The organism is Methylobacterium gregans (assembly GCF_022179245.1).
GTDB classification, from domain to species: Bacteria; Pseudomonadota; Alphaproteobacteria; order Rhizobiales; family Beijerinckiaceae; genus Methylobacterium; species Methylobacterium gregans.
This window is the reverse complement of the sequence record NZ_BPQM01000030.1, coordinates 47,643-69,913: the sequence shown is the minus strand read 5'-3', so window position 1 is coordinate 69,913 and position 22,271 is coordinate 47,643. Positions and strand designations below refer to the sequence as shown.

The window sequence follows — 22,271 nt, the reverse complement described above, 5'->3', positions numbered from 1 at the left end:
AGCAAGGCTAACATTTAACGTTAAGTCCGGCTTAAGTTCTTAGGTCCATCCTTCCGAATGTCCTCCGGAGCCATCCAACACAGCTTCCGGCACGCATTCGAGTGAAGGAATTGTTTATGGCCCGCCCCAAGCTTCCGGCCTTGGTGCGCTGCCTCACGCTCGCTGCGAGCGTCGGCGCGCCCTGCCTCGCACAGGCCGCCGATCTGCTGCCGCCGCCCCCGCCTCCGCCGCTGCCGCCCCCGGTCGTGGATGTCGGCGGCGGCTGGTACCTGCGCGGTGAGGTCGGCGTGAGCGCGCTGCGCCTCAACAAGTTCGAGGGTTACGACAAGGCCGGCTTCGAGGGGCCGAAGGGCGGCTACCACGAGGAGTACCGCGAGATCGGTGATCAGGCCTTCGCGGGCGGCGGCTTCGGCTACGAGTTCGGCAACGGCCTGCGCCTGGAGGCGGTGGCCCAGTACCGCACCTCCGCAACCCTGCGCTTCGGCGAGAGCTACGCGGGCTGCTTCAACGCGAACTTCGACGCGGACGGGTACTGCAAGTCGCCCGGCAAGGGGCTCGACCTCTACACCGGCCACATCTCCTCGATCGTCGCGATGGCCCGCGGCTCCTACGATGTCTTCACCTGGAACGGCGTGTCGTTCTTCGCCGGCGGCTCGGTCGGCGCCGCCTTCCACCACCTCGGCACGATCACCGACCTGGGCGCCGGGACCGCGGCGGGCGGGGCGGGCGTGATCCGCCCGAGCGACACCACGACCTTCGCCTGGGGGCTGCACGCCGGCCTCGGCTACGCGGTGACCCCGAACCTGCGGCTGGAACTGGCCTACGAGTACCTCAACCTCGGCAGCGTCAAGACCGCCAGCCTGAACTGCTTCGGCAGCGACGGGTGCCCCGGCACGGTCTACAAGTTCAAGAACATCGAGGCGCACGACGTGCGGCTCGGCTTCCGCTACCTGCTGGGCGGCGTCGTCGCGGCCCCGCTGCCGCCGCTGATGGCCGAGTATGCGCCCCCGCCTCCGCCCGGCCCGCTGGTGCGCAAGTACTGACGGCCGTCGGGAAGACCCGAGCGGCTCCGGGGGCGGCGCGAATCCACGCGCCGCCCCTCGCGGTTTCAGGTGGACGTCCCAGGCAGGCCTGCCGGATGAGACTCGGTGGCGCTCTGGTGCGGCCTGCGGCGAGCGCGCCCGTTAGGGTTAAGTCCCTCCTAACTCTTGTTTGTCACTATTCGATCCAGCCGGTCCGTCCGGCTCCCCGGGCCTCTGGTCCGCCGCCTGCGCGAGGTCATCGAGCTCGCCGGGCCCAAGCGTCGGGACGATCCATGGTTGCGTCTACACGTCTGCCGATCTGCGCTCTGCTCGCGCTCGCCGGCTCCCTTCACGAGGCCGCGGCCGCCGACCTCTTGCCGACAATGCCGCCGCCTCCCCCGCCGGTCGAGGCTCCGGCGCCGGTCGAGATCGGCTCGGGCTGGTACCTGCGCGGCGATTTCACCCACGCGAGCTACGGCCGTCCCCATGACGACACCCCGGCCGACCCGAGCGACCCTGACCGGCCGCCCTTCGTCGGCCTGCGGGTCGGCGACACGGGCGGCTACGGCGGTGGCGTCGGCTACCGGGTGAACCCGTGGCTGCGCATCGACGCCACGATCGACCAGCGCGGCCCGAGCCGCTTCAGCGCCTTCTCGTCGCGCTCGAACTTCGTGACCGGCGGCAACATCGAGACCGGCCGCGTCGACGCGCTCACCGCTCTCGTCAACGTCTACGCCGATCTCGGCACGTGGTGGGGGCTGACCCCCTATATCGGCGCGGGCGTCGGCGTCGCCGACATCGGCACCTCCCGCAACTACACGCAGACGACCTGCTTCATCGACGGCTGCGACGGCTCCCCCGGCACCGGCCCGCGCGACCCCGTGCTGCGGCCGAAGCGGGCCGTCGCGTCCCTCGCCTGGGCGCTCACCGCCGGCCTGTCCTACGATCTCGGCCACGGGCTGAGCATCGACGCGGCCTACCGCTACGTCGATCTCGGCAAGCTGCGCACGGGCCTCGACGCCTACGGTTACGGCACCCGCCTAAAAGACCTCACGGCGAACGAGTTCCGCATCGGCCTGCGCTACGCCTTCGCGGGCCTGCCCCATCTCGGGGCCGCCAACCCGTACAACCCATACGGCAACTGACGATCCAGTCGCAGGTTGACCGAGCCGGCCGTCTGCACTACAGACGCGCCGTCGCGGGGCTCCGATGAGGGGCCCCGCTGCATTTTCAACGCACCCGTGGGCGGCCTCAACCCCGCCCTGTCGCCCCGCTCGGCTCCGGCCGGGGGAGAGGAGGGCGCGTTCCTCGAAGCACGAACAGACAACAGAGGAACCGCGATGTCGAAGCGCGTTCAGGCGAAGCACAAGCTCGATCGCCGCATGGGCCAGAATATCTGGGGCCGCCCGAAGAGCCCCGTGAACCGCCGCGAGTACGGCCCCGGCCAGCACGGCCAGCGCCGCAAGGGCAAGATGAGCGACTTCGGCACGCAGCTGCGCGCCAAGCAGAAGCTCAAGGGCTACTACGGCAACATCACCGAGAAGCAGTTCCGCCGCTACTACGCCGAGGCGATCCGCCTGCGCGGCGACTCGGGCGAGAACCTGATCGGCCTTCTGGAGCGCCGCCTCGACGCGGTCGTCTACCGCTCGAAGTTCGTCGCGACCCCGTTCGCCGCCCGTCAGTTCATCAACCACGGCCACATCAAGGTGAACGGCCAGCGGGTGAACATCCCGAGCTACCTCGTGAAGCCCGGCGACGTGATCGAGGTGCGCGAGGCCGCCCGCCAGTTCGAGTTCGTGGTGGTCGCCACCCAGCTCGCCGAGCGCGACGTGCCGGACTACATCGAGGTCGATCACCAGAAGATGACCGCCCGCGTCACCCGCGTGCCGGGCCTCTCCGAGGTGCCCTACCCGGTGCAGATGGAGCCGAACCTCGTCATCGAGTTCTACTCGCGCTGAGGCGGCGCGGCCCATCCGGGCCGCGACCCAGGATACAGAGAGGCCCGCGGTTCTCCGCGGGCCTTTCTTTTTGGGCGCGCCCTGGCCGCGATCTGCGGGGCCGGCCTATGATCGCGCCCGCGGGCGGTTCGTCCGCGCCGCCCTGCCAGGATCCGTCATGCCGCCAGCGCCTCCCGCCGCGATCCCCGCCGACGAGCCCGGTGCGAAGCAGGCCGGCGCCTTCCGGACGATCAGCGAGGTCTCGGAGGCGCTCGACGTGCCCCAGCACGTGCTGCGCTTCTGGGAGACGCGGTTCGGGCAGGTGCGGCCCCTGAAGCGCGCGGGCGGACGGCGCTACTACCGGCCCGAGGACGTCGCGCTGATCGCCGGCATCCGTCATCTGCTGCACGTGCAGCGCTACACGATCCAGGGCGCCCAGCGGGTGCTGCGGGAGAACGGCGTCCGCTTCGTCCAGGCGGTCGGCCGGGGCGAGGCCGTGGCGGCGGCCCCCGAGGCGCCGGAGACCCAGCGGGACGCGGCGCCGCCCGTGCCGGACGTGCCACAGCGCGCGCTGCTGGAGGCGGTGCTGGCCGAACTCCACGCCTGCCGCGACGCGCTGGCGGCTTTGCGGCGGAGGCCGGAATAGGCTGCGTCGCTTCCCATCTCCGCACGGAAGGGCGATCGCAGATGCCGAGCGGGCGCGGAGGCGGGAGAGGAGGCGCAGCGCGGTTCTCGCCCGGGCCGAGGCAGGATGCCCATTCTCTGCTGGTGCCCTGACCGCCGACACGGGAAGGCGGCGCGATCGCCAGATCAATGGCGCGCAACCCATTGTGCCGCCACCAGCTTTTCCGCCCGGCGGAGCGCGAAACTTTGCGGGAGGACCGGCGTTGACGGGCGCATGAAGGCGCCTCACAGACCGCTCTCGCCGACCCAGGAACTGACGAGCCGCCTGATGCGGGTCGTCCGAAGCTGCCCGCAGGCGGCCTCCGAGGTGCTGGAACTCGTCTATCTCGCCAGCCGCATCGAGGCGGCGACCCAGGCCGACCACGCCTACCGCGACGCGAGGCGGGTGATCAGCCGCCTGCGCAACCCGCTCTGGGAGATGGGTCCCGCCGACCGGGCGGCGCTGCTCGCCGCCGCCGAGACCATTCGCCGGGTCTGCCGCATCGACGAGGCGGACATCCCCGTCACGCCCCTCGCCGACGCGGGCGAGCGGGTCCGCGTCGAGGAGCGGCTCGCCGCGATGCTGAAGGACGAGCTGGAGCCCGCCGTCCTCGCGCGGGTGACCGGCATCGTCGCGGCCACCCTCCAGGATTGAGCCCGGCGCCGTCCGCCCGGCGCGCTGCCGAGCCACGTCGCCCCTCGACGGCGTGCCGCCGCCTCCCCACATGGCGTGTCCCGGCGCAGCCGGCGCCGGTTCGAGAACGCTCCAGGGGAGAGCCCAGCATGACCTTCGTCCGCCCGCTCGCCGCGCTCGTCGCTGGCGGCCTCCTGATCGCCGCAGGCCCTGTCCAGGCCGAGACGGTCCAGAAGACCGAGACGGTGGCCTCCGGCAAGACGGGCCGGCTCCTCGTCACGCCGAACCTGAAGAAGGATTGCTCCGAGGGCCCGATGCCGGAATTCCGGTTCTCGGCCTACCCAAAGAACGGCGCGGTGATCGTGAAGGCCGGCAAGCAGAAGACCCCGGCGAGCTTCCGTTGCCCGAACAAGGAGGCCGGCGTGATGGGCGTGTTCTACCAGCCCAAGGACGGCTTCACCGGCTCGGACGAGCTGACCTTCGAGGTGAAGAGCGCCGACGGCGACGTTCAGACCCGGGTCTTCAAGATCACGGTCGAGGCTGCCTCCAAGGGCGGGGGCGACGCCAAGAAGGAGAGCAACGATCTCTGAGGCCTCGCGGCGCATCGGGCTCGTTGTGCGCTGCACAATCGACCGCTCGTCCATGACCGGCCGCAGGACCTCCCGGGGCCCCGTGGCCGCTCAGCCTCGCGCAAGCGAGCCGGAAGACTGTTGATCCGGCCCGCCGAAAGGCGGAGTGTTGCAGGCGGCACACGCCGCTGCGGCGTCTCCGTCGCAGTGCGACAAAAGCGGGCCTGTCAGTTGCATCCGGGCCAGGACAGGATGAAGCTAACCGTGGTCTGAGAGGGTTATCGAATGCCGATGCATGCGACGAACGACCTTTTCCAGAGCTTCGCCAGAGGCTACGAGGCGCGCCGCGACACGGAGATGACCCTCTCCGAGTATCTGGAGGCCTGCCGCGACGAGCCGCTGATGTACGCCTCCGCGGCCGAGCGCATCCTGGAGGCCATCGGCAAGCCCGAGTTCATCGACACCGCCAAGGATTCGCGCCTCGGCCGGATCTTCATGAACCGGACCATCCGGACCTACCCGGCCTTTGCCGAGTTCTACGGCATGGAGGAGACGATCGAGCGGATCGTCTCGTTCTTCCGCCACGCCGCGCAGGGGTTGGAGGAGCGCAAGCAGATCCTCTACCTGCTGGGCCCCGTCGGCGGCGGCAAGTCGTCCCTCGCCGAGCGCCTCAAGGCGCTGATGGAGGTCCATCCCATCTACGTGCTGAAGGCGGGCGACGAGGTCTCGCCGGTCTTCGAGAGCCCGCTGGGTCTCTTCGACCCCGAGACCATGGGCGCCGAGATCCAGAGCCGCTACGGCATCCCGCGCCGGCGCCTCACCGGGTTGATGAGCCCCTGGGCCCTCAAGCGCCTCGACGAGTTCAACGGCGACATCTCGCGCTTCAAGGTGATCAAGGTCAGGCCCTCGCGCCTGCGCCAGATCGGCATCGCCAAGACCGAGCCCGGCGACGAGAACAACCAGGACATCTCCTCGCTCGTCGGCAAGGTCGACATCCGCCGCCTCGAGACCCTCAGCCAGGCGGACCCGGATGCGTACTCCTACTCGGGTGGACTGAACCGGGCGAACCAGGGTGTCCTGGAGTTCGTCGAGATGTTCAAGGCGCCCATCAAGATGCTCCACCCGCTGCTCACGGCGACGCAGGAGGGCAACTACGTCGGCACCGAGAATATCGGCGCGATCCCGTTCACGGGCGTGATCCTCGCCCACTCGAACGAGGCCGAGTGGCAGAGCTTCAAGACCAACAAGAACAACGAGGCCTTCATCGACCGCATCTACGTGATCAAGGTGCCGTACTGCCTCCGGGTCACCGAGGAGCAGCGCATCTACGACAAGCTGATCACGGGTTCGGAACTCTCGACCGCCGCCTGCGCGCCCGGCACCCTGGAGATGCTGGCCCGATTCTCGGTGCTCTCGCGGCTGCGCGAGCACGCGAACTCGAACCTGTTCTCCAAGATGCGGGTCTACGACGGCGAGTCGCTCCGCGAGGTCGATCCCCGCGCCCGCTCGATGCAGGAGTACAAGGACACCGCGGGCGTCGACGAGGGCATGGACGGGATCTCGACCCGCTTCGCCTTCAAGGTGCTGGCCGCGACCTTCAACCACGACACCACGGAGGTCTCGGCCGACCCCGTGCACCTGATGTACGTGCTGGAACAGGCGCTCAAGCGCGAGCAACTACCGCCGGAAACCGAAAAGCGCTACTTGGAGTTCATCAAGACAGAGCTCGCGCCGCGCTACGCCGAGTTCATCGGCCACGAGATCCAGAAGGCCTATCTCGAATCGTATCACGATTACGGGCAGAACCTGTTCGACCGCTACATCGATTACGCGGACGCCTGGATCGAGGATCAGGACTTCAAGGACGCGGAGACCGGCCAGCTCCTCAACCGCGAGCTCCTGAACCAAGAGCTGACCAAGATCGAGAAGCCCGCCGGCATCGCCAACCCGAAGGACTTCCGCAACGAGGTGGTGAAGTTCGCCCTGCGCTCCCGGGCGCAGCACGGCGGCCGCAACCCGAGCTGGACGAGCTACGAGAAGCTTCGCGAGGTGATCGAGCGGCGGATGTTCTCCCAGGTGGAGGAGCTCCTGCCGGTCATCTCCTTCGGCTCCAAGAAGGACGGCGAGACCGAGAAGAAGCACGGCGAATTCGTCGAGCGCATGGTCGAGCGCGGCTACACCGAGCGGCAGGTCCGCCGTCTGGTCGAGTGGTACATGCGGGTGAAGCAGGCGGGGTGAGGCGTTTCGGCCGGCCCCAGCCGGCCTGACCCTCAAGCCGCCATAGTTTCGAGCGGCCGGCCGGCGATGATGGCCGGCCGGAATGAACAAGCGGACGAGGGTTCGGACACCGAATGCACATCGTCGACCGTCGGCTCAATCCCGGGGGCAAGAGCCTCCCCAATCGGCAGCGCTTCCTCCGCCGCGTGAAGGATGTGGCCCAGCGGGCCGTGCGCGAATCCGCCCGCGAGCGCGACATCAAGGATCTCGGCAAGGACGGCCGCGTCTCGGTGCCGGCGGACGGGGTGCGCGAGCCCCGCTTCGCGCGCCAGCCCGGCACCGGCCTGCAGGACCATATCCTGCCCGGCAACAAGACCTACGTGGAGGGCGACACGATCGAGCGCCCGCCCGGCGGGGGAGGGGGCCGCGGCTCCGGCGAAGGGGGCGAGGGCGGCGAGAACAGCGAGGACGCCTTCCGGTTCGTGCTCACCCGCGAGGAATTTCTGGAGCTCTTCCTAGAAGATCTGGAGCTTCCCGACCTCGCCAAGCGCCGCCTCGCCGTGGTCGAGACCGAGGGCATGCGCCGGGCCGGCTACACGGTGACCGGCTCGCCCGCCAACCTCGCGCTCGGCCGGACGCTGCGGAACTCAATGTCCCGGCGCATCGCCCTGAAGCGCCCGAAACCCGAGGAAATCGCGGCGCTGGAGGCGCGCATCGAAGCCCTACCCGAGGAGGCGCCCGAGCGCGCAGACCTCGTGCAATCCCTGGCGCTGCTGCGCGAGCGCTCGAAGCGCATCCCCTACGTCGATCCGATCGACCTGCGCTTCCGCCGCTTCGAGCCCTACCCGAAGCCGATCGCCCAGGCCGTGATGTTCTGCCTGATGGACGTCTCGGGCTCGATGACCGAGCACATGAAGGACCTCGCCAAGCGGTTCTACATCCTGCTCCACATCTTCCTCACGCGCCGCTACCGGCACGTCGAGATCGTGTTCATCCGCCACACCGACCGGGCGACGGAGGTGGACGAGGAGACCTTCTTCGGCTCGCGCGAGACCGGCGGCACGCTGGTCTCCTCGGCGCTGGTGGAGATGAAGCGGGTCATCCAGGAGCGCTACGACCCGAACGACTGGAACATCTACGCGGCCCAGGCGTCCGACGGCGACAACGTCTCCTCCGACGGGCCGACCGCGACGGAGCTCCTGCGCGCCCACATCCTGCCGGCCTGCCAGCATTTCGCCTATCTGGAGGTCGGCGACGAGAACGGGCCGCGGGCCGGCTTCGTCGAGCACCGCACCACGCTCTGGCGCACCTACGAGGCCGTCGCGAAATCCGGCGGCGCCATCGCCATGCGCAAGGTGAACCACCGCCGCGAGATCTACCCCGTGTTCCGCGAGCTGTTCGGCCGCAAGGACGCGAAGGCGGAGGCGTGAGGCTCCTTCCCGCGCGGGGAGGGGACAGGACAGCGAGGAGATTGGCCGGATGGTGACCAGCCTGAGCCGCCCCAGGATCCAGCCGCCGAAACCCGGCGAGCTGCTGTTCACGGGCAACGACTGGGACTTCGAGACCATCCGGCGCATCCACGACGCCTGCGAGGCCATCGCCGGGCCGGAACTCGGCCTGTCCTGGTACCCGAACCAGATCGAGATCATCACGGCCGAGCAGATGCTCGACGCCTACGCCTCGATCGGCATGCCGCTGTTCTACAAGCACTGGTCCTTCGGCAAGCACTTCGCCCAGCACGAGGCCGGCTACCGCCGCGGCCTGATGGGGCTGGCCTACGAGATCGTCATCAACTCCGACCCGTGCATCTCCTACGTGATGGAGGAGAACACGGCGACGATGCAGACGCTGGTGATCGCCCACGCCGCCTTCGGCCACAACCACTTCTTCAAGAACAACTATCTGTTCAAGCAGTGGACCGATGCCGAGGGCATCCTCGACTATCTCGACTTCGCCAAGGGCTTCATCGCCCGCTGCGAGGAGCGCCACGGCCATCAGGCGGTGGAGCAGGTTCTGGATGCCGCCCACGCCCTGATGAGCCAGGGCGTGCACCGCTATCCCCGCAAGAAGCGGCCGGACCTCGCCTCCGAGCAGCGCCGCGAGCGCGAGCGGGTCGAGCACGGCGAGCAGATCTACAACGACCTCTGGCGCACGCTGCCGGCCAAGCCCGGCGCCGCCCGCACCGACGCGGCGGCCGAGCGGCGGCGCGCGCTGCTCGAACTGCCGCAGGAGAACATCCTCTACTTCCTGGAGAAGGTGGCTCCGCGCCTGCGGCCCTGGCAGCGCGAGATCCTGCGCATCGTCCGCCTCGTGGCGCAGTACTTCTACCCGCAGCGCCAGACCAAGGTGATGAACGAGGGCTGCGCCACCTACGTCCACTACCGCATCATGAACGGGCTCTCGCAGAAGGGGCAGATCGGCGAGGCGGCCTATCTGGAATTCCTGCAGTCGCACACCAACGTCATCCGGCAGCCGACCTACGACGACCGCTCCTACGGCGGCCACAACCCCTACGCGATCGGCTTCGCGATGATGCAGGACATCCAGCGCATCGTGGAGCAGCCGACCGGCGAGGATCGCGAGTGGTTCCCGGAGATTGCCGGCACCGGCGACGCGATGGCGGTGCTGCGCGACGTCTGGGAGAACTACCGCGACGAGAGCTTCATCGCGCAGTTCCTCTCCCCGAAGCTGATGCGCGACCTGCGCCTGTTCCACGTGGTGGACGACCCCGACGAGCCGGACCTGCGCGTCGCGGCGATCCACGACGAGCGGGGCTACCGCAAGATGCGCCGCTCCTTCGCCCGCCAGTACGACGTCGCGTGGCTCGATCCGGACATCGAGGTGGTGGACGTGGATCTCGAGGGCGACCGCAGGCTGATCCTGCACCACAAGGCGCTCAACAAGATCACGCTCCAGAAGGAGGACGCGGCCCGCGTGCTCCAGCACCTCGCCGATCTCTGGGGGTACGACGTGGTGCTGAAGGAGATCGAGCCCGCCAGCGGCACGGTGCTGGCCGAGCACCACGCCAGCGCCCGGCCGATTTTCTTCTGATCCGTGGGCGGCGGCCACGCGGATCCCTTGCCGGCCACCTTGCCGGCCACGGTCGGTCGTGCTGCATGAGGCCATGAGCACGACCGTTCTGAGCCTCGCCGAGACGCGGGACTTCCTCGACCGCGAGTTCCCGCAGATGCAGGCGGGCGGCCGGGCCTATCATCTGGAGGCGGTCGCGCCGCTCGGCGCCCGGATGCGGCTGGAGGCGCACGAGCGCTTCCTGCGGCCCGGCGCCACCGTGTCGGGCCCTGCCATGATGGCGCTCGCCGACTACGCCCTCTACGCGGCGATCCTCGCCAATATCGGGCCGGTGGCGCTCGCGGTGACGACCAGCCTGAACTTCAATTTCCTGCGCAAGCCCGCCTCGGGCGACCTGCTGGCCGAGGCCCGGTTGCTGAAGCTCGGCCGCCGGCTCGTGGTGGGTGAGGTCCTGATCACCGCGGCGGGCAGCGACGACCTCGTCTGCCACGCCACCGGCACCTACTCGATCCCGCCGCGCTGACGGGCTCAGTCCCCCGTCCGCGCCCGCGCCTCTGTGAGCCGCGCGGCGTAGCGGGCGATGAGATCCACTTCGAGGTTGAGCCGGTCGCCCTGGCGCCGCTCGCCCCAGGTGGTGACCTCCAGCGTGTGCGGGATCAGCAGCACCGTGAACAGGTCGCCATCGACCGTGTTCACGGTGAGCGAGGTGCCGTCGAGGCAGACCGAGCCCTTCGGCGCGATGAAGCGCGCGAGGTCGGCGGGGGCCCGGAGCGTGAAGCGCTCGCTCGCGCCCCAGGAACTCTCCGCATCCGTCACGCGCTCGTGCGCCACGATTTCGGCGAGCCCGTCGACATGGCCGGTGACGAGGTGGCCGCCGAGCTCGTCGCCGATCTTCAGGGAGCGCTCGAGGTTGATCCGCCGGCCCGGCTGCCAGGCGCCGACCGTGGTGCGGGCGAGCGTCTCGGCGGCCGCGTCCACGGCGAAGACCGCGCCGCCCTCGGTGGGCTCGACCGAGACGGCCGTGAGGCAAGGCCCCGAGCAGGCGATCGAGGCGCCGAGCGCGATGCCGGTCGGGTCGTAGGCGCACCGGATCGTGAGCCGCCGCAGGCGGTCGTCGCCCGTCACGTCGAGCACGGTTCCGATATCGCTGACGAGGCCGGTGAACATCTAAGGCATCCGCTCGTACGTGACGGCCCGGTCGGGCCCGAAGGTGCGCGCCGCGATCGCAACGAGCCCGCCGCCGTCGAGCCGAGCCCGCAGATGGGGCCCGATCGCCGGCAGGCCGCGCGCCGGCCCGAGTTCGGCGGGGCCGGTCATCAGCGTGCACAGGTCGATCAGATCGGCCTCCGCCAAGGCGTCCGCAAGGCGGGGGCCGCCCTCGCTGCACAGGCGCGTCAGTCCGCGCTCGGCGAGGGCGGCGAGCGCGGCCACGAGATCGACGCGTCCGTGCCCGTCCTCGCTGACCCGGACCACCTCCAGCCCCATCGATTCCAGCATCCGCTTGGCATGGGCCGGGGCGCCGCGGGTGGTGAGGACCAGCGTCGGGACGTCGTGGGCGGTGCGCACCAGCACGCTCGACGGCTGCAGCACGAGCCGGGAATCGAGCACCACCCGCTGCGGCGAGCGCTGGGTCAGGCCCGGCAGCCGCACGGTCAGCGAGGGATCGTCCGCCCGCGCCGTGCCGATGCCGACGAGGATCGCGTCCGCGTGGGCGCGCCAGAGATGCACGGCCCCGTCGGCGACCGGGCCGGTGATGCGCAGGCGCTCCGGCCCGGAGGCGGCCGCGAAGCCGTCGCGGGTCTGCGCGAGCTTCAGGTGGATGGCTGGACGGCCGCTCACGATCCGCCGGATATGGCCGATATGGTCGCGCCGCGCCTCTGCAGCGAGCAGGCCGGTCTCGACCACGATGCCGGCCTCCCGGAGCAGGGCGTGGCCGCGGCCGGCGACGCGCGGGTCCGGATCCTCGATGGCGCTGACGACGCGGCTGATCCCGGCCGCGACGATCGCCTCGGTGCAGGGCGGCGTGCGCCCGTGGTGGGAGCAGGGCTCCAGCGTCACGTACAGGGTCGCGCCGCGCGCCGCCGTGCCCGCCTGGGCGAGCGCCAGGGGTTCGCCGTGCGGCCGCCCGCCCGGTGCGGTGACGCCCTGGCCGACGATCCGCTCCTGGCCCGGCGGCCCCGCGACCACGACAGCGCCGACCGAGGGGTTCGGCCAGGTCCGCCCGAGATGGCGCTGCCCGAGCGCCAGGGCGAGGCGCATGTAGCGCGCGTCGCTGATGGTCGCGCTCCTGGAGGGACTCATGGAGGTGCTTTTGGACGCGCTCATGGCTTGGCCTGCCGGGCGCGGCGCCTGGACGTCGGTGCCACGTCCGCTGAGGCCTCGTCCTCCGCGGGCGCCGCGAGCGTCCCCCCAAGGGTACCGAGCAGCTCCTCGAAGTCCTTGGCCTCGCGAAAGTTCTTGTAGACCGAGGCGAAGCGCACGTAGGCGACGTCGTCGAGGCCCTTCAGTCCCTCCATCACCAACTCGCCGATCGCCTCCGAGGTGACCTCAGCTTCGCCGCTGCTCTCGAGCTGGCGCGTGATGCCGCTGACGAGGCGCTCGACCCGCTCCGGATCGACCGCGCGCTTGCGCAGGGCCACGTCGATGGAGCGCTGCAGCTTGTCCCGGTCGAAGGGCACGCGCTTGCCGGAGCGCTTGACCACCGTGACCTCGCGCAGCTGCACCCGCTCGAAGGTGGTGAAGCGGCCGGCGCAGTCCGGGCAGACCCGGCGGCGGCGGATCGCCGCCCCGTCCTCGCTCGGCCGGGAATCCTTCACCTGGGTGTCGGAGCCGCCGCAATAGGGACAGCGCATCGGGGGACCTTGGTGCCGTGGAACGAGACGGGCCGCGGATCCGAAAGGATCCGCGGCCCGCGTCCTAGACCGTCATGCCGACCGCCGAAAGAGCGACCCGCATGGTCGCTGAAAGGGCGGCCGTTACAGAGGAGCCTCAGCCGTAGATCGGGAAACGATCGGTCAGCGCGTGCACGCGCTGCTTGACGCTGGCCTCGACCGTGCTGTCGCCCTCCTCACCCTTGGCGGCGAGACCGTCCAGCACCTCGACGATTAAGCCGCCGATCTGCTTGAACTCGGCCACGCCGAAGCCGCGCGAGGTGCCGGCCGGGGTGCCCAGGCGGATGCCCGAGGTAATGGTGGGCTTCTGCGGGTCGAAGGGCACGCCGTTCTTGTTGCAGGTGATGTCGGCCCGCGAGAGCGCGGCTTCCGCCGCCTTGCCGGTCAGGCCCTTCTTCTGCAGGTCCACCAGCATCAGGTGGTTGTCGGTGCCGCCCGAGGTGATGTCGTAGCCGCCCGAGATCAGGGTGTCGGCGAGCGCCTTGGCGTTCTCGATCACCTGGCGGGCGTAGATCTTGAACTCGGGCTTCAGCGCCTCGCCGAAGGCCACAGCCTTGCCGGCGATGACGTGCATCAGCGGACCGCCCTGCAACCCGGGGAAGATCGCCGAGTTGAACTTCTTGGCCAGCGCCTCGTCGTTCGTCAGGATCATGCCGCCGCGGGGACCGCGCAGCGTCTTGTGGGTGGTGGTCGTGGCGACGTGCGCGTGCGGGAACGGCGAGGGGTGCACGCCGGCGGCGACCAGACCCGCGAAGTGCGCCATGTCCACGAAGAAGTAGGCGCCCACCGCGTCGGCGATCTCGCGGAACTTGGCGAAGTCCCAGTGGCGCGGGTAGCCCGAGCCGCCCGCGATGATCACCTTGGGCTTGTGCTCGTGGGCGAGGCGCTCGACCTGCTCCATGTCGATGCGCTGGTCCTCGCGGCGCACGGTGTAGGAGACCGGCTTGAACCACTTGCCCGAGACGTTCGGGGGCGCGCCGTGGGTGAGGTGGCCGCCGGCGGCGAGGTCGAGGCCCATGAAGGTGTCGCCGGGCTGCATCAGGGCCATGAATACGCCCTGGTTCGCCTGGGAACCGGAGTTCGGCTGCACGTTGGCGAAGCCGACGCCGAAGAGGCGCTTGGCGCGCTCGATGGCGAGGTTCTCGGCCACGTCCACGAACTGACAGCCGCCGTAGTAGCGCCGGCCCGGATAGCCCTCGGCGTACTTGTTAGTGAGCACCGAGCCCTGCGCCTCCAGCACGGCGCGCGAGACGATGTTCTCGGAGGCGATCAGCTCGATCTCGTGCTGCTGGCGGCCGAGCTCCTGCTCGACGGCCCGGGCGATCTCGGGATCGGCCTGCGTCAGCGGGGCGGCGAAGAAGGTGTCGGTGAAATGCTTGTCGGCGGCGGTACCGGCGCTCATGGCGTGGCCTCTGTTCTTGTATGCGGGCGGGTGGACCCGTCGTCCGTCGGCGTGCACGGGCGGGCTTTTGCGCCGCGCGACTCTACACACGGCGGCGGTATCCGCCAACCGTAGGCGTTTTTGCCGGCAGCTTCAGAAAAACTTGATGGAGCCGCGTGGGTGGGCCTCGGAAGCCTCGCAGGCGAGCGAACCAGTTCGCTGCGATATAGGTATTTGTTGACCTAAAAGGAAAAATAACACAATCTATGCGGGTCGAATCGGGGGTGGCCAATGCCGCAACACGACGCATCTCAGACGCTCGATCTGGAGATCGCGGCACTCCGGGTACAACTCGCGTTTCTGTATGCGGGAGTGGAAGGCATCAAGGCCGGCTTCCGGCATGACCAGTCGCGCGACGCCCGAGGGCGTTGGGACGGCGGTCGGGGCACGGTCATAGTCACGCGTGTCGAAGCGACGGGTAACGCGAGGATCGACGCGCGGACCAAAACGCTCGTTGATGTCGTGAAAGAGATTGTCGAGGACCTCGGCGGTGGATCCGGTGCGGGCTTTGGTATCCAGGTCCATCTGCAGTCGGCGCGCGCAATTCGCTCGCTCGACCTGCCTGGCACCGGACGTCACGGTGTCGAGCAAAGTTTCAGTGGCGGTGGGCTCGTCCGTTACGGACTGGACGGCAGTGTCCGAACGGATGTGATCCTTCGCGATGGTCGTACGGAGTCGGCGCCAATCCTTGCTGTTTGGGACATCAAAACCGGTAGAGCGCGCTTGTCGGCGAAGCGAGTGGCAGACATCCGCGCCGCGCTGAACGTCGGTAAAGACGTGCCCGTCATAGAGATTCATATCGAACGAGGCGTCAGCGTAAAGTCTGTCGTCTTCCGATGGATGTGAGCATGGTGAGGGTCTCTCATGACAATGGAAGCTTACGTCCTCTGCGACCGCGCCCCGGACGGATTTCCGGATTGGCAGCGCGCGATCGAGGCCCTCGATTTTGGCCTGACACTTCAGCCGAGCCGTGAGCTGGTCCGGCATCAGGGGCACCTGCCCGCGACGTGGCGGGGACGCGAGGTCGGGTTCGAGGTCAATCCGTTCACCTTCGCGGACTTGACGGAAACGTACGACGACGTCGATTTCGTGCGCCCTTGGCCGTGCGTATATGCATTCTACTTCTCCTCGCTGTCCGGCTGCGTGGGCGCCTGGATGGCGATCGCGGCCTGGGTCCGGATGAATGGCGGCATGGCCTATGATCCGCAGGCGGACCGCTTGCTGACCGCTGAGGAAGCGGTGCGCTACGCCCGCGCGGGGATCGACAGTTTCGACGAGACCATGGCCGAGTTGAACGCGGCCATGGCCGGATCGACCGGATCGACCGGACGGGCCGACACGTAGATGCCGCCACGTAGATCTGGCGCCCCGATTCGATTGCCCGCGATCGCTGACGGCACGCGCCGAAGCTCAGAGCGTCACCACGCGCCCGCGCGGTATTGCCGTCACGCGCCGACGGAGAGACGACCGGAGGCCTGCAAGCGCAGCGGGAAAACGCTTGGGTTGTGTACCCGCACAGGATTATAGCCACTCCCACGGATGCGGCAGGGCTGCCCTGCCGGCTGGCTCCACAGGAGTTCTAGATGATCGGACGCGGGTTCACGACACCTTGGATCGCCACAGGGATCGTGGCGGCCTCGGTGCTCGCCGCCCTCGGTGGCCAGGCCGAGGCCGCGCAGTGCGGCAATACCGGTGCCGGTTTCGAGGCCTGGAAGCGCGAGTTCGCCCAGGAGGCGCGCGGGCGGGCGAGCGCCCAGAGCCTCGCCGCCCTTGCGGAGACCTCGTACTCCACCGCCACCATCTCGGCCGACCGGGGCCAGAAGAGCTTCAAGCTCTCGCTCGACCAGTTCCTGGCCAAGCGCGGCGGCAACACCATCGTGGCCCGCGGTCGCCAACTGAAGCAGCAGAACGCGGCGCTCTTCGCCCAGATCGAGCAGCGCTACGGCGTGCCGCCGGGCCCGCTCCTGGCGATCTGGGGCATGGAGACCGGCTTCGGCGCCGTGAAGGGCAACATCAACACCCTCTCGGCCGTGGCGACGCTGGCCTACGATTGCCGGCGCTCGGAGTACTTCACCGAGCAGCTCTACGCGGCGCTGACGCTCGTCGACCGCGGCGTGCTCACCGCGGCGACGCGCGGCGCCGCCCACGGCGAGGTCGGCCACACGCAGTTCCTGCCCAAGAACGTGCTGACCTACGGCACCGGCGGCAGCCTCGACAATTCGAGCACGGCGCTGATGTCGACGGCCAACTTCCTCAAGGGCCACGGCTGGCGGGCCGGCGCCGGCTACCAGCCTGGCGAGCCGAACTTCGCGGCGATCCAGGGCTGGAACGCCGCCGGCGTCTACCAGAAGGCGATTGCGCTCCTCGGCCAGCGCATCGACGAGGGGCGGTAACGCGCATCCGCTTCCTCAGCCCTCTCCGGCAAGCGGGGGAGGGCTCATGCGACGCTACGGCCAGACCTTGATCGACACCGGGCGCCGCACGAGGTCGCGCTCGGCCGTGACCGTGCAGCCCTCGGTGCGGAGCGTCGCGTAGGTGAGGAGCGCCCGCTCGCCGGCATCGTCGAAGTTGCGGCCGCTCGCCGCGGGATCGAGGAGCGACGGGTAGGCGATCAACTCGCCCTTCGCGGCGCACGGATCGTCGTACAGGGTGGCGCCCGCCAGCAGCAGCCGCGGCCGGTCCCAGGCGATCAGGTCGCGCGAACTCGACCAGTAGAAGCCGGATTGCGGGAATTCGCCGCCGGCCGCCGCCATGAAGACCGCGACGTATGCACCCGTGCCGCGGTGGCGCACCACGGCCCCGACCGGGCCTGGGAACGGCCCGACCGGCCGGCAGGTATCGGCGCGCTTCGCCTTGCTCCGGTAGGGATCCGGGAAGGCGGCGGTGAAGCCGGTCCCCGTCCAGGCGCGCCAGCGGCGCGGGTCGGCGGGGTCGTCGCTGCGGAACAGGCAGACGCCCGCCGCCTGATCGCTCCCCGGCCGCTCCCAGCCGGTCGTGGCGATGAGCGCGTAGCGCCAGCGCCCGTCGCCGAGGATGTTCGAGGGGTTGAAGAAGCCCCGGTGCCGGGTCTGGCCGACATCCTGGGTGAAGGGCGGTGCGGCCACCACCGCGGGCGGATCCGCGCGCACGAAGCTGCGGCCGCCGTCGCGCGAGGCGGCGGCCGTCACCGTGTTGTACCAGCAGGCCATCAGGCTCTGCGCGCGGCAGCGGCCCGGATGCGCGTCGGCGTGGTACTCGTGGTGGAGGAGGGCGGCCACCGCGCGCCCGTCCTCCGTCCAGGTGGCGGTGATCCAGGAACGGTCGTCGTAGAGCGCCGGATCGGCTTTGTGGCCGGATTCGAGCACCACCGCGCAATCGAGCTTCAACCGGTCGAGATCCGGTCCGCGCAGCGCCCGGTTGCGGTGATGCAGGCCGAAGGCCACCACCGCTCCGCCAGCGTCGCGGAAGGCGCGCAGCGGGGCGTCCGGTAGGTCCACCCCGTCGCAGGCGTCGCGGGGCGCCCGGAACAGCGTCGTCGGCGGCCCCACCAGAGTCAGACTCGACAGGGGCGGCCCGGCGGGCTCGGCCGCCGCGGGGGCGCCGATGAGCGCGAAGGCCAGGGCGAGGGTAGCTGGCGCGCGCATCGCGGGTCTCCGGTGATCCGCGGCAGGCCGCCGCGCGGGCCGCCTTGCCCGACAATCCGCAGGACTTTCAGTCCGGAACCGTTACAAGGAGCTTGAGCGCGCCGCGCCCCTCCACAGCCCGCGAGACCCCTCCGAGACCCCGCCCATGCTGATCATGATCCTCGGCCTCGTGCTGTTTCTCGGCACCCATGCCTTCTCGATGGCGCGCGGGCCACGGGCCGAACTGGTGGGGCGCGTCGGCGAGGGCCGGTACAAGCTCGGCTACACGCTGCTCTCGGCGCTCGGGATCGTGCTGATCGCGGTCGGCTACGGCCATTACCGGGCCACGGGCTACATCCCGGTCTGGAACCCGCCGGTCTTCACCCGGCACCTCGCCCTGCTCCTCGTGCTGCTGGCCTTCGTGGTGATGGCCTCGGCCTATCTGCCGGGGCGGATCCGGGCCTTCGCCAAGCACCCGATGCTGCTCGCCGTGAAGATCTGGGCGACCGCGCACCTCCTCGCCAACGGCGATCTCGGCTCGATCATCCTGTTCGCCGCCTTCCTGGCCTGGGCGGTGGTCGACCGCATCAGCGTGAAGCGCCGTGCCGTGCCGGCCGGCGCCGTGGTCGGCCAGCACGGCGGGCAGGCCGCCCCGGCCGGCTGGCGCAACGACGGGCTCGCCGTCGTGATCGGCGTCGCCGCGTGGTTCGTCTTCGCCCGCTGGCTGCATCCCTGGCTGATCGGCGTCGCCGTGTGGCCGGGCCAGGCCTGAGCGCGGTCTCCGCGACCGGTCGCCAAGCCCCGAACAACGTGCTAGGCGCGTGGCCCTGACGGAAGCGAGGTGGTCCGCGGTGCGCCGCGGGCCGGGGACGAATGGCTGAGAACAACGAGTTCTTCCGCGAGGTCAACGACGACTATCGCCGGGATCAGGTCGCCAAAATCTGGCGGCGCTACAGCGGCGTGATCATCGCGCTGGCCATCCTCCTCGTGGCCGGCGTCGGCGGCTGGCGCTACTGGCAGAGCGCGCAGCGCTCGGCCGCGGAGGCGGCCTCCGAGCAGTTCGACCGGGCCAATCGCCTCGCCCGCGACGGCAAGGCCCAGGAGGCCGACAAGATCTTCGACGACCTGGAAGCGCAGGGACCGGCGGGCTACCGCCTGCTCGCGCGCATCCGCGCCGCCACCGAGACCGGCAAGACCGACCCCGCGAAGGGCGCGGCGGAGTTCGACACGATCGCGGGCGATGCGAGCGTCGGCGAGGGCCTGCGCGACCTCGCGCGCCTGCGCGCCGCGCTGCTGCGCATCGACTTGGCCGATCCGGCGCCCGCGCTCGCGAGCCTGCAGAGCCTCGCCGCCGGCTCGCCCTTCCGCCACACCGCCCGCGAGATGCTGGGCCTCTCCGCGCTCCGGCGCGGCCAGTACGAGGAGGCGGGGCGCTGGTTCGACCAGATCAACGCCGACCCGGAGACGCCTCAGGGCCTGCGCCAGCGCATCGAGGTCTACGTGGCGCTCGTGGCGGGCGGTCCCGTGACGGTGACCGAGGCCAAGGCCGAGCCAGCCGCACCACCCCCGCCGACGCGCTGAGATCTTTTCGTACCCGTCGCTCGCGCGACTTGGTGTAAGGATCGACCTGCACGCGCCCGTCGTCCTGGGCTCTCCGAGGCCCGGGCTGGCGGGCGCCTTCATTGGAACAATCGCGGGCGCCAGCAGTCCCTGCGAGAGACGAACGATCGAGAGACCCCCATGGATTTGCCGACCGTCGCGATCGTCGGCCGGCCGAATGTCGGCAAGTCGACCCTGTTCAACCGTCTGGTCGGCCGCAAGCTCGCCTTAGTGGACGACCGGCCCGGCGTGACCCGGGACCGGCGCGAGGCCGACGTCCAGTTCGGCGGCCTGGAATTCCGCATCATCGACACGGCCGGCCTGGAAGAGGCCGACGAGGCCACGCTGACTGGCCGCATGCGCATGCAGACGGAAGCCGCCATCCTCGCCGCCGACGTGGTGCTGTTCGTCATCGATGCCCGCGCGGGCGTGCTACCGGCCGACCAGCCCTTCGCCGAGCTCGTGCGCCGCTCCGGCGTGCAGGTCATCCTCATCGCCAACAAGGCCGAGGGCGGCGCCGGCATGGCCGGCGCCTACGAATCCTTCCGCCTCGGCCTTGGCGATCCGATCCCGTTCTCGGCCGAGCACGGCGAGGGCGTGGGCGAGCTGCACGAGGCGCTGAAGACCGCCCTGCCCAAGCTCGATCCGGACCTAGAGGACGACGACCCGGACGCCCCCGGCGGCCGCCCCCTGCGCGTCGCCATCGTTGGTCGTCCCAACGCCGGCAAGTCGACGCTGATCAACCGGATGCTCGGCGAGGAGCGGCTGCTCGTCGGCCCCGAGGCCGGCATCACCCGCGACTCGATCTCGCTCGACTGGGAATGGCGCGGGCGCCGGATCAAGCTGCACGACACTGCCGGCATGCGCCGCCGCGCCCGGATCGACGACAAGCTGGAGAAGCTCGCCGTCTCGGATGGTCTGCGCGCCGTGCGCTTCGCAGAGGTGGTGGTGGTGCTTCTCGACGCGACCATCCCGTTCGAGAAGCAGGATCTGACCATCGTCGATCTCGTGGAGAGCGAGGGTCGGGCGCTCGTCATCGGACTGAACAAGTGGGACCTCGTGGCCGACCAGCCAGGCCTCCTGAAGACGCTGCGCGAGGACTGCACCCGCCTGCTGCCACAGGTGCGCGGTGTGTCGGTGGTGCCGCTCTCGGGGCTTGCCGGCAACGGCATCGACAAGCTGATGGAGGCTGTGGTGCAGGCCTCCGATGTCTGGGACCGCCGCGTCTCGACCTCGCGGATCAACGACTGGCTCTCCGAGGCCACGAGCCGCAACCCGCCGCCCGCCGTCTCCGGCCGGCGCATCAAGATCCGCTACGCCACGCAGGTGAAGAGCCGCCCGCCGCACTTCGCGCTGTTCGGCAACCAGCTCAACGCCCTGCCGAAATCCTACACCCGCTACCTCGTCAACGGCCTGCGCGAGGCCTTCGATCTGCCGGGCACGCCGATCCGCCTGTCCTTGCGCACCTCGGAGAACCCGTTCGACAAGCGCTGATCAGGCGGCACCCCGACTCGTCGCGGCCAGCCAATCCACCACCGCGTCGAGCGCCTGACGGTTGGTGAGCCCCTGTTCGCGGGCGGCCTCGAAGGCGGCGATCTGCTTGTCGGCGCTGGTGCCCTCGGCGAGGATGGTGCGGGCGTGGGCCGCCTCCTCGGCGCAGCCGAGCGCCGCGGCGTCCTCGGCGATCAGGTCGAGCAGCTCGTCGAGGGCTTCCGCGTAGGGCAGCGCCTCCTCTCGCGCCTCGTCGATCAGCTCGGCCCCGATGCCGCTGCGCTGGGCTCGCCACAGGTTCTCCTCGGCGAGCGCCCGCGAGACGCCGTCGAGCCCGGCATTCAGGTCGGGCCGGCGCACGACGAGGCGCACGAGGCAGCGGAACAGGGCGGCGATCGCCAGCGCATCCTCCAGCCGCGTGCAGGAATCGGCGATGCGCAGTTCCAGGGTTGGAAACTTGATCGAGGGCCGGAGCGACCACCACAGGAAGCTCGGATCCTGGATCGAGCCGGCTCGCTCCATGATGCGGACGTAGCGCGCATAGGCCTCGGGACCGGCGAAGAGCTCGGGCAGACCGGTCCGGGGCAACTCCCCGAAGGCGCTGAGTCGGTACGCGGTGAGCCCCGTGGGCTTGCCCTGCCAGAAGGGGGAGGAGACCGACAGCGCGAAGAGCAGGGGCTGGAACGGCAGCAGCCGGTTCATCAGGTCGATGCGCGCGTCCGGGTCCGGCACCTCGACATGGACGTGCATGCCGCAGATCAGGCTGCGCCGGCCGGCGAGGCCGACGTCGCGCAGGATGCCGCGGTAGCGGTCGCCCTTGGTCGGCAATTGCCGGGCCCAGTCGGCGACCGGGTGCGTGCCGGCGGCGAAGACGAGGAGCTCGTGCTGGGCCGCGAGGTCGGCGAGCGCCGCGCGCTGGTGGGCGAGGCTCTCGCGCGCCGCAGCGAACTCCGTGACCGGCGGCGTGCAGACCTCGACCTGGCACTGCAGCAGCTCCCGCCCGGTCTCGGGCAGGCGCTCGGCCACCTCCGTGTGGAACGGCTTCACCGAGCGGCGGGGCGTGCCCCGGGTCTCGGCATCGGCCAGAAAATACTCTTCCTCAATGCCGAAGCGGAAGGAGGCTGAACGCATGGGAACCCTCGGGGACGCGTGCGCATCAACTCCCGAGGGCCCGC

At 69.9% G+C, this 22,271-nt stretch carries 22 protein-coding genes; 16 read left to right on the top strand and 6 right to left on the bottom strand.

What is annotated here, in order from left to right:
• Window positions 1–116 precede the first annotated feature (116 nt).
• From MFF54_RS07855 to MFF54_RS07810, 10 genes are all read left to right on the top strand, one after another.
• Window positions 117–1,043, top strand: a complete 927-nt coding sequence (locus MFF54_RS07855) for an outer membrane protein (RefSeq protein WP_238302061.1) — start codon at window positions 117–119, stop codon at window positions 1,041–1,043.
• A gap of 272 nt (window positions 1,044–1,315) precedes the next feature.
• Complete coding sequence (locus MFF54_RS07850; protein WP_238302060.1) at window positions 1,316–2,167, top strand: outer membrane protein; 852 nt, start codon at window positions 1,316–1,318, stop codon at window positions 2,165–2,167.
• Between the two features lie 195 nt (window positions 2,168–2,362).
• Window positions 2,363–2,980 (top strand): 30S ribosomal protein S4, encoded by a 618-nt coding sequence (rpsD, locus tag MFF54_RS07845; protein WP_066927633.1) that lies wholly within the window; start codon window positions 2,363–2,365, stop codon window positions 2,978–2,980.
• Between the two features lie 157 nt (window positions 2,981–3,137).
• Window positions 3,138–3,605 (top strand): MerR family transcriptional regulator, encoded by a 468-nt coding sequence (locus tag MFF54_RS07840; protein ID WP_238302059.1) that lies wholly within the window; start codon window positions 3,138–3,140, stop codon window positions 3,603–3,605.
• Between the two features lie 252 nt (window positions 3,606–3,857).
• Complete coding sequence (locus MFF54_RS07835; RefSeq protein WP_238302058.1) at window positions 3,858–4,277, top strand: hypothetical protein; 420 nt, start codon at window positions 3,858–3,860, stop codon at window positions 4,275–4,277.
• A gap of 128 nt (window positions 4,278–4,405) precedes the next feature.
• Complete coding sequence (locus MFF54_RS07830; protein WP_238302057.1) at window positions 4,406–4,846, top strand: 4-aminobutyrate aminotransferase; 441 nt, start codon at window positions 4,406–4,408, stop codon at window positions 4,844–4,846.
• Between the two features lie 264 nt (window positions 4,847–5,110).
• Entirely contained in the window at window positions 5,111–7,063 is a 1,953-nt protein-coding gene (locus MFF54_RS07825; protein WP_238302056.1) for a PrkA family serine protein kinase, read from the top strand.
• 113 nt (window positions 7,064–7,176) lie between these two features.
• Window positions 7,177–8,472: a YeaH/YhbH family protein gene (locus MFF54_RS07820; RefSeq protein ID WP_238302055.1), complete on the top strand. Its 1,296-nt coding sequence runs from the start codon at window positions 7,177–7,179 to the stop codon at window positions 8,470–8,472.
• 49 nt (window positions 8,473–8,521) lie between these two features.
• The gene (locus MFF54_RS07815) at window positions 8,522–10,093 is read left to right on the top strand and encodes a SpoVR family protein (RefSeq protein WP_238302054.1); all 1,572 of its coding nucleotides are present in this window, start codon (window positions 8,522–8,524) and stop codon (window positions 10,091–10,093) included.
• Between the two features lie 73 nt (window positions 10,094–10,166).
• The gene (locus MFF54_RS07810; RefSeq protein ID WP_238302053.1) at window positions 10,167–10,595 is read left to right on the top strand and encodes a PaaI family thioesterase; all 429 of its coding nucleotides are present in this window, start codon (window positions 10,167–10,169) and stop codon (window positions 10,593–10,595) included.
• A gap of 5 nt (window positions 10,596–10,600) precedes the next feature.
• Here MFF54_RS07810 and MFF54_RS07805 read toward each other — a convergent pair whose 3' ends face one another.
• From MFF54_RS07805 to glyA, 4 genes are all read right to left on the bottom strand, one after another.
• Entirely contained in the window at window positions 10,601–11,239 is a 639-nt protein-coding gene (locus tag MFF54_RS07805) for a riboflavin synthase (protein ID WP_238302052.1), read from the bottom strand.
• Complete coding sequence (ribD, locus tag MFF54_RS07800) at window positions 11,240–12,373, bottom strand: bifunctional diaminohydroxyphosphoribosylaminopyrimidine deaminase/5-amino-6-(5-phosphoribosylamino)uracil reductase RibD (RefSeq protein ID WP_238302051.1); 1,134 nt, start codon at window positions 12,371–12,373, stop codon at window positions 11,240–11,242.
• 20 nt (window positions 12,374–12,393) lie between these two features.
• Window positions 12,394–12,924, bottom strand: coding sequence for a transcriptional regulator NrdR (gene nrdR / locus MFF54_RS07795; protein ID WP_238302050.1), 531 nt, complete (start codon window positions 12,922–12,924; stop codon window positions 12,394–12,396).
• 136 nt (window positions 12,925–13,060) lie between these two features.
• Window positions 13,061–14,365 (bottom strand): serine hydroxymethyltransferase, encoded by a 1,305-nt coding sequence (glyA, locus tag MFF54_RS07790; RefSeq protein ID WP_238302049.1) that lies wholly within the window; start codon window positions 14,363–14,365, stop codon window positions 13,061–13,063.
• Between the two features lie 270 nt (window positions 14,366–14,635).
• Here glyA and MFF54_RS07785 point away from each other — a divergent pair, with 270 nt between their 5' ends.
• The 3 genes from MFF54_RS07785 (at window position 14,636) to MFF54_RS07775 (ending at window position 16,797) form a co-directional block, all read left to right on the top strand.
• Window positions 14,636–15,250 (top strand): hypothetical protein, encoded by a 615-nt coding sequence (locus MFF54_RS07785; RefSeq protein ID WP_238302048.1) that lies wholly within the window; start codon window positions 14,636–14,638, stop codon window positions 15,248–15,250.
• 18 nt (window positions 15,251–15,268) lie between these two features.
• Window positions 15,269–15,748 carry a hypothetical protein gene (locus MFF54_RS07780; RefSeq protein WP_238302047.1) on the top strand — a complete coding sequence of 160 codons (480 nt, stop codon included), beginning with the start codon at window positions 15,269–15,271 and terminating at the stop codon, window positions 15,746–15,748.
• Between the two features lie 239 nt (window positions 15,749–15,987).
• Window positions 15,988–16,797: a lytic murein transglycosylase gene (locus MFF54_RS07775; protein ID WP_238302046.1), complete on the top strand. Its 810-nt coding sequence runs from the start codon at window positions 15,988–15,990 to the stop codon at window positions 16,795–16,797.
• A 54-nt stretch (window positions 16,798–16,851) separates the two neighbouring features.
• On the opposite strand, the gene MFF54_RS07770 is transcribed toward MFF54_RS07775, so the two are convergent.
• Window positions 16,852–18,027, bottom strand: a complete 1,176-nt coding sequence (locus MFF54_RS07770) for a hypothetical protein (RefSeq protein WP_238302045.1) — start codon at window positions 18,025–18,027, stop codon at window positions 16,852–16,854.
• 145 nt (window positions 18,028–18,172) lie between these two features.
• Here MFF54_RS07770 and MFF54_RS07765 point away from each other — a divergent pair, with 145 nt between their 5' ends.
• The 3 genes from MFF54_RS07765 (at window position 18,173) to der (ending at window position 21,099) form a co-directional block, all read left to right on the top strand.
• Window positions 18,173–18,778 (top strand): NnrU family protein, encoded by a 606-nt coding sequence (locus MFF54_RS07765; protein ID WP_238302044.1) that lies wholly within the window; start codon window positions 18,173–18,175, stop codon window positions 18,776–18,778.
• Window positions 18,779–18,879: 101 nt separating this feature from the next.
• The gene (locus MFF54_RS07760; RefSeq protein WP_238302043.1) at window positions 18,880–19,587 is read left to right on the top strand and encodes a tetratricopeptide repeat protein; all 708 of its coding nucleotides are present in this window, start codon (window positions 18,880–18,882) and stop codon (window positions 19,585–19,587) included.
• A 159-nt stretch (window positions 19,588–19,746) separates the two neighbouring features.
• Window positions 19,747–21,099: a ribosome biogenesis GTPase Der gene (der, locus tag MFF54_RS07755; protein ID WP_238302042.1), complete on the top strand. Its 1,353-nt coding sequence runs from the start codon at window positions 19,747–19,749 to the stop codon at window positions 21,097–21,099.
• Here der and MFF54_RS07750 read toward each other — a convergent pair whose 3' ends face one another.
• Window positions 21,100–22,227 (bottom strand): carboxylate-amine ligase, encoded by a 1,128-nt coding sequence (locus MFF54_RS07750; protein ID WP_238302041.1) that lies wholly within the window; start codon window positions 22,225–22,227, stop codon window positions 21,100–21,102.
• Window positions 22,228–22,271: the final 44 nt, after the last annotated feature.